General features: G+C 71.1%; 16 protein-coding genes. 9 read left to right on the top strand and 7 right to left on the bottom strand.

The features are described from left to right. Entirely contained in the window at window positions 1-1,590 is a 1,590-nt protein-coding gene (locus OWR29_RS29620; protein ID WP_267566591.1) for a phytoene desaturase family protein, read from the bottom strand. A 69-nt stretch (window positions 1,591-1,659) separates the two neighbouring features. Between OWR29_RS29620 and OWR29_RS29615 the strand changes: the two genes are divergently transcribed. Both OWR29_RS29615 and OWR29_RS29610 read left to right on the top strand, forming a co-directional pair. Then, on the top strand, window positions 1,660-2,664 hold the full coding sequence (locus OWR29_RS29615) for a YihY/virulence factor BrkB family protein (RefSeq protein ID WP_267566590.1): 1,005 nt from the start codon (window positions 1,660-1,662) through the stop codon (window positions 2,662-2,664). Between the two features lie 40 nt (window positions 2,665-2,704). Continuing rightward, complete coding sequence (locus OWR29_RS29610; protein WP_267566589.1) at window positions 2,705-3,169, top strand: SRPBCC family protein; 465 nt, start codon at window positions 2,705-2,707, stop codon at window positions 3,167-3,169. A gap of 36 nt (window positions 3,170-3,205) precedes the next feature. On the opposite strand, the gene OWR29_RS29605 is transcribed toward OWR29_RS29610, so the two are convergent. Then, a complete protein-coding gene (locus OWR29_RS29605; protein ID WP_267566588.1) occupies window positions 3,206-3,826 on the bottom strand; it encodes a toast rack family protein in 621 nt (206 codons plus the stop codon). Between the two features lie 187 nt (window positions 3,827-4,013). On the opposite strand from OWR29_RS29605, the gene OWR29_RS29600 reads away from it, so the two are divergent. Then, window positions 4,014-4,220 (top strand): hypothetical protein, encoded by a 207-nt coding sequence (locus tag OWR29_RS29600; RefSeq protein ID WP_267566586.1) that lies wholly within the window; start codon window positions 4,014-4,016, stop codon window positions 4,218-4,220. A 7-nt stretch (window positions 4,221-4,227) separates the two neighbouring features. Here the strand turns inward: OWR29_RS29600 and OWR29_RS29595 are convergent, their stop codons facing one another. Further along, complete coding sequence (locus OWR29_RS29595; protein ID WP_267566584.1) at window positions 4,228-4,611, bottom strand: hypothetical protein; 384 nt, start codon at window positions 4,609-4,611, stop codon at window positions 4,228-4,230. Window positions 4,612-4,702: 91 nt separating this feature from the next. Here OWR29_RS29595 and OWR29_RS29590 point away from each other — a divergent pair, with 91 nt between their 5' ends. Continuing rightward, the gene (locus OWR29_RS29590) at window positions 4,703-5,056 is read left to right on the top strand and encodes a DUF6401 family natural product biosynthesis protein (protein ID WP_267566583.1); all 354 of its coding nucleotides are present in this window, start codon (window positions 4,703-4,705) and stop codon (window positions 5,054-5,056) included. 64 nt (window positions 5,057-5,120) lie between these two features. On the opposite strand, the gene OWR29_RS29585 is transcribed toward OWR29_RS29590, so the two are convergent. From OWR29_RS29585 to OWR29_RS29575, 3 genes are all read right to left on the bottom strand, one after another. Further along, window positions 5,121-6,515, bottom strand: coding sequence for an FAD-dependent monooxygenase (locus OWR29_RS29585; RefSeq protein ID WP_267566581.1), 1,395 nt, complete (start codon window positions 6,513-6,515; stop codon window positions 5,121-5,123). A 188-nt stretch (window positions 6,516-6,703) separates the two neighbouring features. Continuing rightward, window positions 6,704-7,567 carry a mechanosensitive ion channel family protein gene (locus OWR29_RS29580; RefSeq protein ID WP_267566580.1) on the bottom strand — a complete coding sequence of 288 codons (864 nt, stop codon included), beginning with the start codon at window positions 7,565-7,567 and terminating at the stop codon, window positions 6,704-6,706. 166 nt (window positions 7,568-7,733) lie between these two features. Further along, the gene (locus tag OWR29_RS29575; RefSeq protein ID WP_267566579.1) at window positions 7,734-8,051 is read right to left on the bottom strand and encodes a hypothetical protein; all 318 of its coding nucleotides are present in this window, start codon (window positions 8,049-8,051) and stop codon (window positions 7,734-7,736) included. Between the two features lie 179 nt (window positions 8,052-8,230). On the opposite strand from OWR29_RS29575, the gene OWR29_RS29570 reads away from it, so the two are divergent. The 5 genes from OWR29_RS29570 to OWR29_RS29550 all read left to right on the top strand — a co-directional run bounded on the left by OWR29_RS29570 (window position 8,231) and on the right by OWR29_RS29550 (window position 12,521). Next, window positions 8,231-10,384 carry a SpoIIE family protein phosphatase gene (locus OWR29_RS29570; RefSeq protein ID WP_267566577.1) on the top strand — a complete coding sequence of 718 codons (2,154 nt, stop codon included), beginning with the start codon at window positions 8,231-8,233 and terminating at the stop codon, window positions 10,382-10,384. A 246-nt stretch (window positions 10,385-10,630) separates the two neighbouring features. Next, window positions 10,631-11,362 carry a VOC family protein gene (locus tag OWR29_RS29565; RefSeq protein ID WP_267566576.1) on the top strand — a complete coding sequence of 244 codons (732 nt, stop codon included), beginning with the start codon at window positions 10,631-10,633 and terminating at the stop codon, window positions 11,360-11,362. Between the two features lie 32 nt (window positions 11,363-11,394). After that, window positions 11,395-11,589: a DUF3072 domain-containing protein gene (locus OWR29_RS29560; RefSeq protein WP_267566574.1), complete on the top strand. Its 195-nt coding sequence runs from the start codon at window positions 11,395-11,397 to the stop codon at window positions 11,587-11,589. An 89-nt stretch (window positions 11,590-11,678) separates the two neighbouring features. Next, window positions 11,679-11,915 carry a helix-turn-helix domain-containing protein gene (locus OWR29_RS29555; protein ID WP_127504400.1) on the top strand — a complete coding sequence of 79 codons (237 nt, stop codon included), beginning with the start codon at window positions 11,679-11,681 and terminating at the stop codon, window positions 11,913-11,915. A gap of 3 nt (window positions 11,916-11,918) precedes the next feature. Beyond that, window positions 11,919-12,521, top strand: coding sequence for a Clp protease N-terminal domain-containing protein (locus tag OWR29_RS29550; protein WP_267566573.1), 603 nt, complete (start codon window positions 11,919-11,921; stop codon window positions 12,519-12,521). On the opposite strand, the gene OWR29_RS29545 is transcribed toward OWR29_RS29550, so the two are convergent. Further along, window positions 12,518-12,904, bottom strand: coding sequence for a hypothetical protein (locus OWR29_RS29545; protein ID WP_267566571.1), 387 nt, complete (start codon window positions 12,902-12,904; stop codon window positions 12,518-12,520). The two genes, OWR29_RS29550 and OWR29_RS29545, sit on opposite strands and share 4 nt — an antisense overlap. Window positions 12,905-12,938 lie beyond the last annotated feature (34 nt).

Here is a 12,938-nt window from a genome sequence, read left to right as displayed (position 1 = left end):
TCAGGACTTGTAGATCAACTTGTTTCCCGTGCTGATCACGCCGCGGTAGGCGTCACCCAGCAGGGCGCGGTCGCGGGCCAGGGCGGCCCGGGCCCCGTTGCTGCCGGGGGCGCCGTGCACGCCGCCGCCCGGGTGGGCCGACGAGCTGGCCATGAACAGCCGGTCGACCGGGGTGTCGGCCCGGCCCAGGCTCGGGATCGGGCGCAGGAACAGCTGCTGGAAGGCGGCCGCCGTGCCACCGCCGAGGGCGCCGCCGACCAGCGACGGGTTCTCGCTCTGCATGTCGGCCGGGGAGAAGACGTTGCGGCCGACCACCTCCTGCTTGAAGCCGGGGGCGTGCTCCTCGATCACTGACTCCATGCGCTCGACGTGGGCCGCGATCTCGTCCGGGTCCCAGTGCCCGCGGTGCGGCAGGTGGGTGTACGACCACAGCGACTCGGTGCCCTCGGGCGAGTGCCCGGGGTCGGCCGTGGTCATCTGGCCCAGCAGCAGGAACGGGTGCTGGGGCACCTCGTCGGTGGCCAGCTTGGCCGCGTACCGGGTCAGGCCGTTGAGGTCGGCTCCCAGGTGCACGGTGCCGGCGCCGGCGGCGGCCGGGTTCTTCCAGGGCATCTTCCGGCGTACGGCCCAGTCGACCTTGACCGTCGCCCCGTCCCAGCGGAAGTGGGCCAGGTCCTCGACCAGCCGCGGCGGCAGCCAGCGCTCACCCACCAGGTCGAGGTAGAGCGCGGGGGCCGGCACGTCGGCCACCACGGCCCGGTACGCGCGGTAGGGCTCGCCGGCCGACAGGACACCCATCGCCTTGCCCCGGGCGATCAGCACCCGCTCCACCGGCGCGTCGTAGACGATCCGGCCGCCGCGCTGCTCCAGCCGGGCGACCAGGGCGTCGGTGATCCGCTGGGCCCCGCCGACCGGCACCGGCCAGCCGTACTGCTGGCCCAGCATCGCCAGCAGCCAGCCGTACACCCCGCCCCCGGCCTCCTCGGGCGACAGGTCGGTGTGCAGCGCGCACCCGGCCATGAGCAGCGTCCCGCCGTCGCCGGCGAACATCTCGGAGCCCATCTCGCGCACCGAGAGCAACAGACGCCGCGCCAGCCGGAGCGAGCCGCCCGCCCCGAGCCGTCGTACGACGGAAACGCCGTGCCGCACCGGCGGGAACGGGGTCAGGATCGTGTTGAGCATGGCGTCGGAGACCGACAACCATTCGTCGTACGCGTTCTTCCACTTCTGGCCGTCGCCGGGCGCGAAGGCCTCGAGCGACTCCATCGTGCGGGCCAGATCGCGGTTGATCGTGGCCGCCCGGCCGTCCGGGAACAGGTGGGTCAGCACGTCCGGCGCGTGCGTCCAGCGCAGGCCGTGGTCGCCCAGGCCGAGGTGGTTGAGCACCGGCGAGGCGAACCCCAGCGGATAGAACGAACTGAAAAGATCACTGAGGTAGCCCGGCGCGGTCACGTAGCCCGACCGCACCGCGCCGCCCGGATGCGGCGTCGCCTCCAGCACCAGCACCGACCAGCCGGCGTCAGCCAGCAGGTTGGCGGCCACCAGGCCGTTGTGCCCGGCACCCACCACGATTGCGTCCGCGCTCTGCATGCACACACCTCCTGCGTTTGCCGCCCTCCGTGCCCGGGTAGCTGCCGTCAAAACATGTCAGGAGCCGGCATGGACACCGAGCCCACAGTCGACCGGGAGTCCGAGGCACTCGCCGACGACGTTACGCCGCGCCCGCTGCCCCTCCGGCTGCGTCAGCTGCGCTGGCGAAGCTGGCGCTCGGTGCTGTGGCGCAGCGTGGTGGGTTACATCGAGGACGACTGCTCCGACTACGCCGCGGCGATGACCTATCAGACGTTCACGGCGCTGATTCCCTCCCTGGTCGTCATCGTCGCCCTGATCAACCTGGTCACCGACGGCTCCACCGTGCTCACGACCACCGTCGGCATCCTGCACGACGTCGGCATCGGCTCGGTGGTCGACAACGAGGGTCTGATCTCGGTCATCCAGGCCCTGCTGGTGCAGCAGAGCTCGGCCAAGGTGCTGTTCGGCTTCGGTCTGCTGCTCGCGCTCTGGTCCTTCTCGGGGTACGTCTCGACGTTCTCGCGGGCGTCGAACCGCATCTACGGCGTGCAGGAGGGCCGATCCTGGTGGAAGCTGCAGCTGCTCGAGATCGCGCTGGCCGCGGTGGCCCTGGTGCTGCTGGCCGCGATCGGGGCCGGCCTGGTGATCAGCGGCCCGCTGGTCGACGCCGTGGGCAACGCGCTCGGCGCGGGCGAGACGGCCCGGCAGTTCTGGTCGGTCGGGCGGTGGCCGGTGCTGGTCGCCATCGCCACGCTGGTGCTCTCGCTGCTGTTCTGGATCGCCCCCAACGTGCGGCAGCCGCGGTTCCGCTGGCTCACCGTGGGCGGCGCGGTCTCGCTGCTCGTGTGGAGCGTGGCGTCGTTCGGCTTCGGGCTGTACGTGGCCAACTTCGGCTCCTACAACCGGACGTACGGCAGCCTCGGCGCGATCATGGCCTTCCTGGTCTGGATCTATCTGTCGAACATCGCCGTGCTGCTCGGAGTGCAGGTCAACGCCGAGGTGCAGCGGGCCCGGCTGCGGCAGGCGGGCGACGAGAATCCCAAGACTCCGCTCGCTCCCCGTTTAGCCCCGGCCGACCCGGGCACCAGTTAGTGCGTAAGGCGGGGTAACACAACCAGGAGGAGTTCACACCGTGAGCACCGTGACCGAATCCGTAGACGTCGACGTTCCGATTCGCGCCGCGTACAACCAGTGGACGCAGTTCGAGGAGTTCCCCCGGTTCATGGAGGGCGTGCAGGAGATCCGTCAGCTCGACGCGACCAACACGCACTGGAAGACCGAGATCGCCGGGGTCAAGCGCGAGTTCGACGCCGAGATCACCGAGCAGCTGCCCGACGAGCGGGTGGCCTGGAAGTCGACCGAGGGCGAGAAGCAGGCCGGCGTGGTCACCTTCCACCGCCTCGACGACACCAAGACCCGGGTGACCGTGCAGATGGACTTCGAGCCGCAGGGCGTCGTCGAGAACGTCGGCGACAAGCTGGGCATCCTCGACCGCCGGGTGAAGGGCGACCTCAAGCGGTTCAAGGAATACATCGAGAGCCGCGGCGGCGTCGAGACCGGCGCCTGGCGTGGCGAGGTGGACCGCCCCGGCCAGTGAGCAGGGGTTCCTCCCAAGGGAAAACGGCCGCCCGGGTCACCGGGCGGCCGTTCCCGTGCTCGTGCGCCGTACGGCCAACAGGCCGACCGGCAGCCGGACCCGCAGCCAGTAGCGGTCCGGGGCGGTGCTCCAGATCGCCGGGGCCAGGACGGTCGCCGGCGGCAGTTCCTCGTCGGCCGTCCATGGGGTCAGCGCCGAGCCCACTCCCCCGGCCAGCTGCAGGCGCAAGGGTGTGGCCTGCGGCGACAGGACGCTCAGGGTGCCCACGCCGCCGGTGAAGACCAGCGGGACCGTTCCCCGGGGCTCGGGCAGGCGCAGCTCGACCAGGCCGGCCGTGCCCAGCACGAGCCGGCTGATCCGGCCCCGGCTCAGGTCCAGACGCTGCTCGCCGGCCCCGGCCGGTAAGCGCAGATCCCACCGTACGTTCCGGTTGAGCACGAGCTTGACCTCGTCCGGCCCGTCCCCGCCGGTCGGCTGCAGGCCGACCCGCACCACCCCGCCGCGACGGGTCACCCGGGGCCTCAGCCCGGAGCCGATCGGCGTGGTGATGCGATAGAGCAACCCCGGGATGTTGGCGAGCACCACGTGAACGCGAGAGGCCGCGTCGGGCACGACGAGACGGGCCGCGACCGTACGGTTCCGCAGTGGCCCGGTCACGATGTGCTCTTGCGCCACTGGCGACGCAATCGTCGCTGGTTTCTCACAACCGGTGATCGCCAGCGCCGAGACCAGCAGCAATGCGATTATTGAGCGGTGGCGACGCAAGCCTGAGGGCACTATCGGACAACGCAGAATCGGCCGAACGGGTGACGGCGATCCGCCCGATGCGAGCCAGACTGTCCGAATGCGTTCTGCCGGTTTCCTCACCGATCGTCAACGTCGACTCGCCTGGGTGGGCTTTCTGCTCGCCGCTTTCCAGGCCCCGCTGGCCGCGAATCTGATCGACGACGCCTCCTGGCTCTTCGCCGTTGTCGTGGCCATGGTGGTCGCCACGATCATCCTCGCCGACGACGCCCAGCGCCGCCGTCCGGCGCAGGCCAAGGCCGAGTAGGGGCGCCTCAGCGCGCCTCGTGCCCCGGCTTGCCGTGGGTGCGCCGCTCCTCCTTGAGCCGGGCCTCGTGCAGGTGCCGGCGGCCGTCGGCCAGCTTGTCGCGAGCCTCCCGCTCGACAGTGCGGAAGAACTCCCAGTACGTGTCGTCGTACTCCTCGATGATCTGGAACGTCCAGTGCCCGGGGATGACGTTGCGGCCGATCAGGTCCTGCTGGATCCGGTCGGCCACCTCGTCGTGGCCGGCCTCGCGGAACAGCGCCACCGCCTCGTCCAGCTCGAAGTCGGCCTTGCCGGTGAGCTGATGGAACGAGAGCAGGTGGCCGCGGGCCCGGTCGGTCGTCTCCAGAGCCGAGCTGAGCTTGCCCAGCGCCTCCACGGTCGTGTCGTCCATGCCGGTGTCTTTCCCCGCCGCGGAAGCTTCAACCGAGCTGCACCCACACGAAGAACCGTTGGCTACCCGTGGCTCCTTAACGTTTCTTCTCATGAATGGCCTGTTCAGCGGCGCTGCCGCCCGTGCTGCCCACCGTTCCGCTCTCGCCAGCCTGACCGAGCTGCACGACACCGTCGGTGCCGGCCTCGTCGAGGCTGACGCCAACCCCGGCCTGATGGCCCTCGTCGACCAGCACGCCGCGGGCATCCGCGACAGCCTGTCGTCGGACGTCCGCCCGCTCACCGCGGTGCTGCTCGCCGCGTACGCGGAGGGTGTGCGCGACGCCGCCTTCACGCACGGCTGGCGCCCGCCGGTCGCCGCGATCGACTGGTCGGCCAACGACTGGGTGCTGCGCCGCCTGCTGGCCGTGTGCGCCCTCGCCCGTACGCTGCCCCAGCCCGCCTGACGCACGTCCCCCAGCTGAACGACCTTTCATTCGAAGGCCGGCGCCCCTGTGGCGCCGGCCTTCCTCATTTCTCCGCTCCTTCACCGAACCAGCGGCGCAGGGCGTGGGCCAAAGTGTCCGGGTCGCCGGCCCAGGCGATGTGGCCGTCCGGCCGGAGCAGGTAGTCCTGCTCCCCGCCGACCTGGTCGACGCGACCCTCGTACCCGGTTGTTGATCGGCGGCCCACGAGCAGGCCGCGCCCGCCGCGCAGGTGCTCATAGAGACGACCGTTTCCCAGGGGTACGTCTCTCTGCCGCCGCCCGATCCGGTCATCACCCTCGCCGAGGTCGTAGCGGATCCCGAGCCCGGTGATCTTCTCGATCAGGTGGCGGTTCACGTCCTCGAAGTCCATCAGCTCACTCAGCAGCCGCCGCACCGCCTGCGGGCCGGGCGCGGTGTTCATGAGCTCCATCTGAGCCCGGGTGTTGTTCAGGACGTCGTCGGCCACCGGGCGGCGCTCCGCCTCGTACGTGTCGAGCAGACCCAGCGGCGCCCAGCCCCCGATCTCGGCGGCGAGCTTCCACCCCAGGTTGACCGCGTCCTGAAGGCCCAGGTTGAGCCCTTGGCCGCCGGTCGGCGGGTGCACGTGCGCGGCGTCCCCGGCCAGGAAGACCCGGCCGATGCGGTAGCGCTCGGCCAGCCGGCTGGCGTCCCCGAACCGCGACAGCCAGCGCGGCGAATGCACCCCGAAGTCGGTGCCGGCCACGGCCTTGAGCTGCTGCCGGAAGTCGTCCAAGGTCGGCGGGACGGTCCTGTCCTCGGCCACGTCGGCAGCCGGCACGACCACGCGGTAGACGCCGTCGCCGATCGGACCGACACCGAACCGCTTCTCGGTTTCCCGGACCCGAGCGGTGGCGGCGACAACCTCATCGAGGGGCGCGGTCACCTCCATCTCGCCGAGCAAGGTCTCGACGCGGACCGGCTCACCCGGGAAGCCCACGCCGGCCAGCTTGCGCACGGTGCTGCGGCCCCCGTCGCAGCCGACCAGGAAGGAGGCGCGCTCCTCGCCGTGGCCGGTCTCGACGGTCACGCCGTAGTCGTCCTGGGTGAAGGCCTTCACCTCGCAACCCCGCCGGATCTCGGCGCCCACCTCGGCGGCGTGCTCGGCCAGGAGCCGGTCGGTGACCGTCTGCGGAATGCCCAGAACGTAGGCGTGAGCCGAGTCCAGCGCGGGCGCGGGCTTCTCGATGCCGGCGAAGAACCCGCCCACCGGGTGCGTGCGGCCGTTCTCGAGGAAGCGCTCCAGCAGCCCCCGCATGTCCATGATCTCGACGCTGCGCGCGTGCAGCCCGAGCGACCGCACAAACGGCGGCGGCGTCTCATCCTTCTCCAGCACCATGACGCGTACGTCGTGAAGCCGCAGCTCGGCCGCCAGCATCATGCCCGTGGGCCCACCGCCGGCAATGATCACGTCAAACATGAGTCCCCGCTCCCCCAGCCCGCCGGCGCCCAGCTCAGGGCGTCGACCGGCCCAGTCTGCGCCCCGCCGCCGCCCTTGCCGCAAGTCCTGTGTAGCGCTATAGGTTGAAGTAGGCAGGGAGCGCTTAGAGCTCCGTGCCTTTTCTTGTGTCCACACGCGGCAGCCGGCGGCCTCCCGGAGTCGAGCCGTCACTCCGGGGTGGAGCGGATCACCTGGGTGCTTTCGGCGTCGTCGGGAGTGCCGATCACCATGGTGCCGTTGGGGCCGGGGGTGGCGGTTGTCGTGCCGTCGGCTGTCGACATCACCGCGACCGTTTCGTCGGAGGTGTGGACGTGGCGGGGTGGCGGGATGACCTGGGTCTCGTCGGCGTGGGCGCGGGCGGCCACGTGTTCGCGGATGGTGGTGGACTCGGCGGCGGCGCGGGTCAGCCACGTTTCCCAGCGTGACTGCATCGGGCGGATCAGGCCGCCACCCACTCCGACGATCACCACGCCGGCCACCGCGGCCAGCACGGCGATCAGCACGGGGCGGGTGATGGCGGTGGCCACCTGCACCTGGTCGAGGGCGGCGATCACGCCCAGCGTCACGATCACGACCGACGCCGCCCGGGCCAGGAAGCGGCCGTAAGGCAGGCCGCCCAGCGCGCCTTCGATCAGGTCGGCGGCGGCCCGGGCGATGGTGGCCGCCACGACCACCAGGACTATCGCCACCAGCAGCCGCGGCAGCCAGGCGATCACGTCGGTGAGCAGAGCGCTGACCGGGTTCGGGCCCCACAGGCCGAAGGCCAGCTGGGCGGCGAACAGCAGCACGCCGTAGAAGGTGAGCTTGCCGCAGAGCTCGCTCGGTGTCGTCCGCAGGGAGGCGAACAGCGGCCGATCCACCACCCGATCGAGGCCGGCCCGGTGCAGGACGCGGGCCACGGCCACGCGTAGCAGACGCGCGACGAGCCAGCCGATCAGCAGGATGGCCACGAAGGCCAGCGCGGCCGGCACGACCAGCACCACCGACCGCCACATGTCGCTGAGGCCCCGGCTCAGCCCGTCCCCGGTCATCGTGCGCTCCCCTGCCTCGATCCAGGGCCGGCTACCTGCCGGTCCGAGAGAGGAACGACCGCTCCGGCCGATCGGTGCGGGACCGCGCCGCCCGACGTACGGCTCCGGCCAAGACCAGACAGTTCGTCTCGCGGGTCAGAGCGCCGCGCCACGCACCGGGGCGCCGTCAGAAAGAGGCAGGCTTCGTCCGTACGGGATCGGCGGCGGCCGGGGGCACGCCGGGGCGCGCGAATTCGGGCGAGGGAGTGACGTCGGCCGATGGCGGGTCGGGAACGACAGGTGCGAAAGACGGCAGAACGGGACGCAACGCGGTGTAGCCGCCGGCCCCAGCCAGGAAGACGACTACGGCGAGGGCCGCGAGGCGACCGCGGGTCACCGGTCGCCTCGGCGCCGGCGGTGGCGTGACTGAGAGGTCGATCAGCGCGCCCCGCTGCGCCGGGATACGCGGGTGTCGTACGGGGGAAAGCAGTTGATCCTCGGACACGGGCAGCACTCTAAGTGACGATGGCGGCGTCACGCCAGGTCAAACATGCCGGCGCAGGCTACTAAGAGTGATAGCTCACTGAGCACCGACGAGTGGGATCAGAGGGTCGTACCGTCAAGAATCGGACGGTCGGTCGGTGCGACATCGTCCGAATGGCCGAGTCGGGCTACTCTGAGGGCATGGCCGGGACGGGTGGGGTGAGCCCCTCAGTGATGCCCGCTTTGCCTGCGCAGGCCGCGGCCGCCCCGCAGGGCCGCCCCAGCTGTGCCGATCTCGTGCACGGCCGCGACTGGAGCGACACCGAGCTCGGCCCGCGCGACCACTGGGATCCGGCCGTCTCGGCGACGGTCGAGCTGGTGCTCTCGTCGCCCATGCCGATGGCCTACAGCCATGGTGACGGCTTCGTGCTGATCTACAACGACGCGTACGCCGATCTCATCGGCACCCTGCACCCGGCCGCCCTGGGCCAGCCCGCGGCCGAGGTGTTCGGCGACCTGTGGGAGCCGCGCGGCTTCGGCGGCGTAGTCGAAGAGGTCTACCGCAGCGGCCGGCCCGTGCTCGAGGCCGAGACCCAGCTGACCGTCGTCCGCAACTCGCACGGCCGGCCCGAGCAGGCGTTCTTCACCCGCGGCCACTCGGTGGTGCGCGACCTGCGGGGCAAGGTCACCGGCGTGCTCACCGTGGCCGCCGAGACGACTCAGGTGACCCGCCGTCTGCAGAACCTGGGCGACCTCACCTCGCGGCTGGCCGGCGCGCTCACCGTCGACGACGTGGCCCGGGTCGTGCTCGGCTACGCGATGACCTCGTTCGACGTCGACCACTGTGCCTTCGCGGTCGACGACGGGGGCGCCTACCGGGCGGTGCGCCGCATCCGGGGCGAGATGCTGGACGAGGCCGACGAGCGCCTCCCCCCGGTGTGGAAGAGGCTGCCCAACGACCCGAAGGCGCCGATCGTGGCGGCCGCCCAGTCGGGCGAGGCCATGTTCGTGTCCGACGGTGAGCCGCTGCGCCCGGTGGCCTCCGACCGGCACGAGCGCCGCATCCGGGCTCTGGCCGTGCTGCCGCTGCGCACTCCGCTGCTGACCGGGGCGCTGACGATCGGTTACCGCGAGGCGCACCGCTGGCTGCCCGCCGAGCGGGCGTTGCTCGACGCGGCCGCCCAGCTGGTCGCGCAGGCCGCCGAGCGGGCCCGCCGGTTCGAGGCGCAGCACGGCACGGCCCAGCTTCTGCAGCGCAGCATGCTGCCCGAACACCTTCCGGAGCTGGAAACGTTCCGCATCGGCGCCCGCTACGACGTGGGTGTCGACGGCAACGCCGCCGGTGGTGACTTCTACGACGCCTTCCGGCTGCTCGACGGGCGGCTGGCCATGGTGCTGGGCGACGTGGCCGGGCACGACGTGCGCGCGGCGGCGGTGATGGGCCAGGTGCGGGCGGCGCTGCGGGCGATGGCGCTGACCGATCCGGCGCCGCCGAGCGTGCTGGCCGGGCTCGACCGGCTGGTCGGCTCGCTGGGGGCCGAGTCCCGCAACGAAGAGATCTTCGTGACCGTGGTGTATGGCGTGCTCGACCCGTCGGACGGCACGATCACCATGGCCAGCGCGGGCCACCCGCCGCCGGTCCTGCGCCGGTCCGGTCAGGGCGGCGAGCCGCCGACGGCCGAGCTCATCAAGGTGCCGCCGGGCGCTCCGCTGGGGCTGGGCGGGCGCTGGCAGACCGGTCAGGTGCGGCTCGAGCCGGGCGACACGATCCTGATGTTCAGCGACGGCGTGGTCGAACGCCGCGGGCACGCGCTCACCGAGGGCCTGGACGCCCTGGTGGCGGCGGCCGCGGGGGCGGCCAGCGGCGACCCGCGCAACCTGTGCGCGCTGGCCACGTCGGCGGTGGCCGGTTCGACCGACGACGACGTGGCCGTGCTCGCGGTGGAGCACGCGGTGGCGATGAGCCGGTCGGACACGATGGTGGTGCCGGCCGAACCGACCGGGCCGAGCCGCGTACGGCAATGGATGACCACCCGCCTGCGGGAGTGGTCGGTGCCCGAGCCGGTGATCGGCGCGTCGATCCTGTGCACGAGCGAGCTGACCACCAACGCGCTGCTGCACGCGGGCACGCCGGCGCGGGTCCACATCGACCTGAACGTCGAGCGGCTGCTGGTCTCGGTGGCCGACGAGGGCACCCGGGGCACGGTGATCCGGGCCCACGCCGACACGATGAGCAGCCGCGGCCGCGGGCTCGGCCTGATCGAGGAGCTGAGCGACTCCTGGGGCACCGATCCGACGGTGCGCGGCACCACCGTGTGGTTCGAAATGCTCATCCCCCACACGACAACTGATTGACCGCAGTGAGTGGGTGCGCTCCCAGAACGCACGTGCGACAGACAAGAACTTGAACCGTTAACTCTCGCGTGACACCCAACCTACAGGCAGTCACTTTAGGTAGCGAAAAGCTCCTCCAAAGCGGACATTGAACCCCCAGGTAGTGACGGCGCGTATAGATTGCCGTAGAGTCATCGCCATTCGGGGACGTCCACGTTGGAGTGGTATATGCGGATCAGGGGCTTTGCGCCGTCGACTCCCTGCTGGGTGGAGCTGACGACTTCGGACCGGGACGACACGGCCGGTTTCTACGCCGGGCTCTTCGGCTGGCAGGTCGAGGGCGATCGATTCCTACTGAACGGGCAGGCCGTGGCCGGCATCAGCCGGACGCGGCCCGAACTCGCGCCGGGGTGGCTCACCTACCTGGCCGCGCCCGACCTCGCGATGACCGCCGAGCGGGTCACCCAGGCCGGCGGACGGCAGCTGACCTGGCCCGAGGAGAGGCACGGGGCCTGCACCGCGATCGTGTCCGACACCGCCGGCGCGGTCTTCGGCCTGTGGCAGGCGGCCGGGTTCTCCGGCGCCCAGGTGCGCGGCGAGCCGGGCACCATGGAGTGGTCCGACCTGCTCACCAACGACATCACCGCCGCCACCGGCTTCTACGGTTCGGTCTTCGGCTGGACGCTGACCGACGAGTTCGGCAGCCGCGAATGGCTGAGCGAGGCCCACGACTCGGTGGCCGGTCTGATCACCGGCCGCTACGACGTCCGCTGGCAGCCGTCGTTCCAGGTGGCCGACACGTCCGAGACGATCGACCGGTGCGCCGGGCTGGGCGGCCGGGTCGTCGCCGGGCCGGTCGAGATGGGGCTGGGCAGCTACGTCGAGATGCTTGACCCGCAGGGCGCGCCGTTCGCCGTGACCGCGCCGGTGCATCGCCCGGTCGAGTTGAGTGTGGCTTACAACGACATCATCGGCATGGAGTTGACCTACGGCGGGTAAGGGAACAGGCGTTCGAACGAGAGGATGCCGTCATGACTGACCAGTCGAACGCCGAGAAGGACCCGTCGGACTGGACCACCGGCGACGAGCCGGCCACCGGCGCCCAGGAGAGCTACCTGCACACCCTGGCCGGCGAGGCGAACGAGGAAGTGCCGGACGGCCTGACCAAGGCCGAGGCGTCACAGAAGATCGACGAACTGCAGGAAGAGACCGGCCGCGGCCGGTAAAGAAAGGCCGACCCGGTGGGTCGGCCTTCTTTATGCCCTCGGTGTCAACCGGGGTTGACGATCGGGCAGCGTCAACGTAAGTTGACAGCATGACCGAAGCAACCGATCTCGCCGCGGCGGCCGGCAGCGCCGATCCGCGGGTCGGCCTGCGCGCCGTGGTGGCGTTGCGCCGCCTGCTCGAGGGGCTGGAGCACCTGCAGGTGGCCAACGCCCGCCGCAAGGGCTGGTCCTGGCAAGAGATCGCCGACGCGCTCGAGGTGACCCGCCAGGGCGTCCACAAGAAGCACGCACGCCTCATGCCGGCGCAGGACCCACGGGAGGACTGAGAGATGTTCGAGCGATTCACCGCCGAGGCGCGCACCGTCGTCACCCGGGCCCAGCAAGAGGCCCGCCGCCTGCACCACGACCACATCGGCACCGAGCACACCCTGCTCGCGCTGCTGGCCGACCCGGCCGGGCCGGTGGCCCGGGCGACCGGGCTCGACGCGGACGCCGTACGGGCCGAGGTTCTGGAGCGCATCGGCGGCCACAACCAGGACGGCCCGGTGCTCAGCGACGCCGACGCGGAAGACGCCGCCGCGCTCAAAGCCATCGGCATCGACCTGGCCGCCGTACGTGCGGCAATTGAAGCCAATTTCGGCGAGGGCGCGCTGCAGATGCCGCGCCGGCCGGTCAAGAAGCGCGGGTTTCTCGGGCTCTTCCCGGCGACCGGCGGGCACATTCCCTTCACCAACCGCAACAAGAAGGTGCTCGAACTGTCGCTGCGCGAGGCCATCCGGCTCAAGCAGAAGTTCATCGCGCCCGAGCACATCATGCTCGGCCTGCTGCGCGAGGGAAACGGCCTGGCCATGCTGATCATGCACGAGCGGGGTGTCGACTTCGACCGTGTCCGCGACGAGATGGAACGCTCGGTGCGGGCCACCGCCGCTTAGCCGCGGTAGTAGACCCGCAGCTGGTGGCCGTCGGCGGTGTGATGCCAGCCGACGTCGCCCAGCACCGTGATGTCCGGCCGCCGTTCCAGCCAGGCGGCCGCCATCGCGAACGCCTCGGACGGGGTCTGCCCGACGAAGACGACGCGGCGCTCCCACTCCTCCCAGACGGCCGGGGACGGGCCGGTGACCACCGCGGTGGGTCCGACCCGCCGGCCGTTGCGGACACCTCGTACGTACCAGTCGTTGATCTCTTCGTCGTGCTCGACCGACCAGCCGTCGATGCGACCGAGATCGTTGACGATCGCGCTGCGCGCGCAGTCCAGCGCGGCATCCAACGTGGCGAACTCGACGATCTCGCCCTCGTACTCCACCCGGTACGCCATGCATGTGCCCCCACCGGCCGACCCAGGGGCACGA

The sequence above is a fragment of the Paractinoplanes pyxinae genome (assembly GCF_026626335.1).
Lineage (GTDB): Bacteria > Actinomycetota > Actinomycetes > Mycobacteriales > Micromonosporaceae > Actinoplanes > Actinoplanes pyxinae.
Note: the sequence above shows the minus strand (reverse complement) of the source record. Positions and strands in the feature narration are given on the sequence as shown.

What these genes read in the sequence shown, in the direction of transcription:
- OWR29_RS29620 (WP_267566591.1), bottom strand. Translation starts at nt 1,590, where the DNA reads ATGCAGAGCGCGGACGCAATCGTGGTGGGTGCCGGGCACAACGGCCTG.
- OWR29_RS29615 (WP_267566590.1), top strand. Translation starts at nt 1,660, where the DNA reads ATGGACACCGAGCCCACAGTCGACCGGGAGTCCGAGGCACTCGCCGAC.
- OWR29_RS29600 (WP_267566586.1), top strand. Translation starts at nt 4,014, where the DNA reads ATGCGTTCTGCCGGTTTCCTCACCGATCGTCAACGTCGACTCGCCTGG.
- OWR29_RS29595 (WP_267566584.1), bottom strand. Translation starts at nt 4,611, where the DNA reads ATGGACGACACGACCGTGGAGGCGCTGGGCAAGCTCAGCTCGGCTCTG.
- OWR29_RS29590 (WP_267566583.1), top strand. Translation starts at nt 4,703, where the DNA reads ATGAATGGCCTGTTCAGCGGCGCTGCCGCCCGTGCTGCCCACCGTTCC.
- OWR29_RS29585 (WP_267566581.1), bottom strand. Translation starts at nt 6,515, where the DNA reads ATGTTTGACGTGATCATTGCCGGCGGTGGGCCCACGGGCATGATGCTG.
- OWR29_RS29580 (WP_267566580.1), bottom strand. Translation starts at nt 7,567, where the DNA reads ATGACCGGGGACGGGCTGAGCCGGGGCCTCAGCGACATGTGGCGGTCG.
- OWR29_RS29570 (WP_267566577.1), top strand. Translation starts at nt 8,231, where the DNA reads ATGGCCGGGACGGGTGGGGTGAGCCCCTCAGTGATGCCCGCTTTGCCT.
- OWR29_RS29560 (WP_267566574.1), top strand. Translation starts at nt 11,395, where the DNA reads ATGACTGACCAGTCGAACGCCGAGAAGGACCCGTCGGACTGGACCACC.
- OWR29_RS29555 (WP_127504400.1), top strand. Translation starts at nt 11,679, where the DNA reads ATGACCGAAGCAACCGATCTCGCCGCGGCGGCCGGCAGCGCCGATCCG.
- OWR29_RS29550 (WP_267566573.1), top strand. Translation starts at nt 11,919, where the DNA reads ATGTTCGAGCGATTCACCGCCGAGGCGCGCACCGTCGTCACCCGGGCC.
- OWR29_RS29545 (WP_267566571.1), bottom strand. Translation starts at nt 12,904, where the DNA reads ATGGCGTACCGGGTGGAGTACGAGGGCGAGATCGTCGAGTTCGCCACG.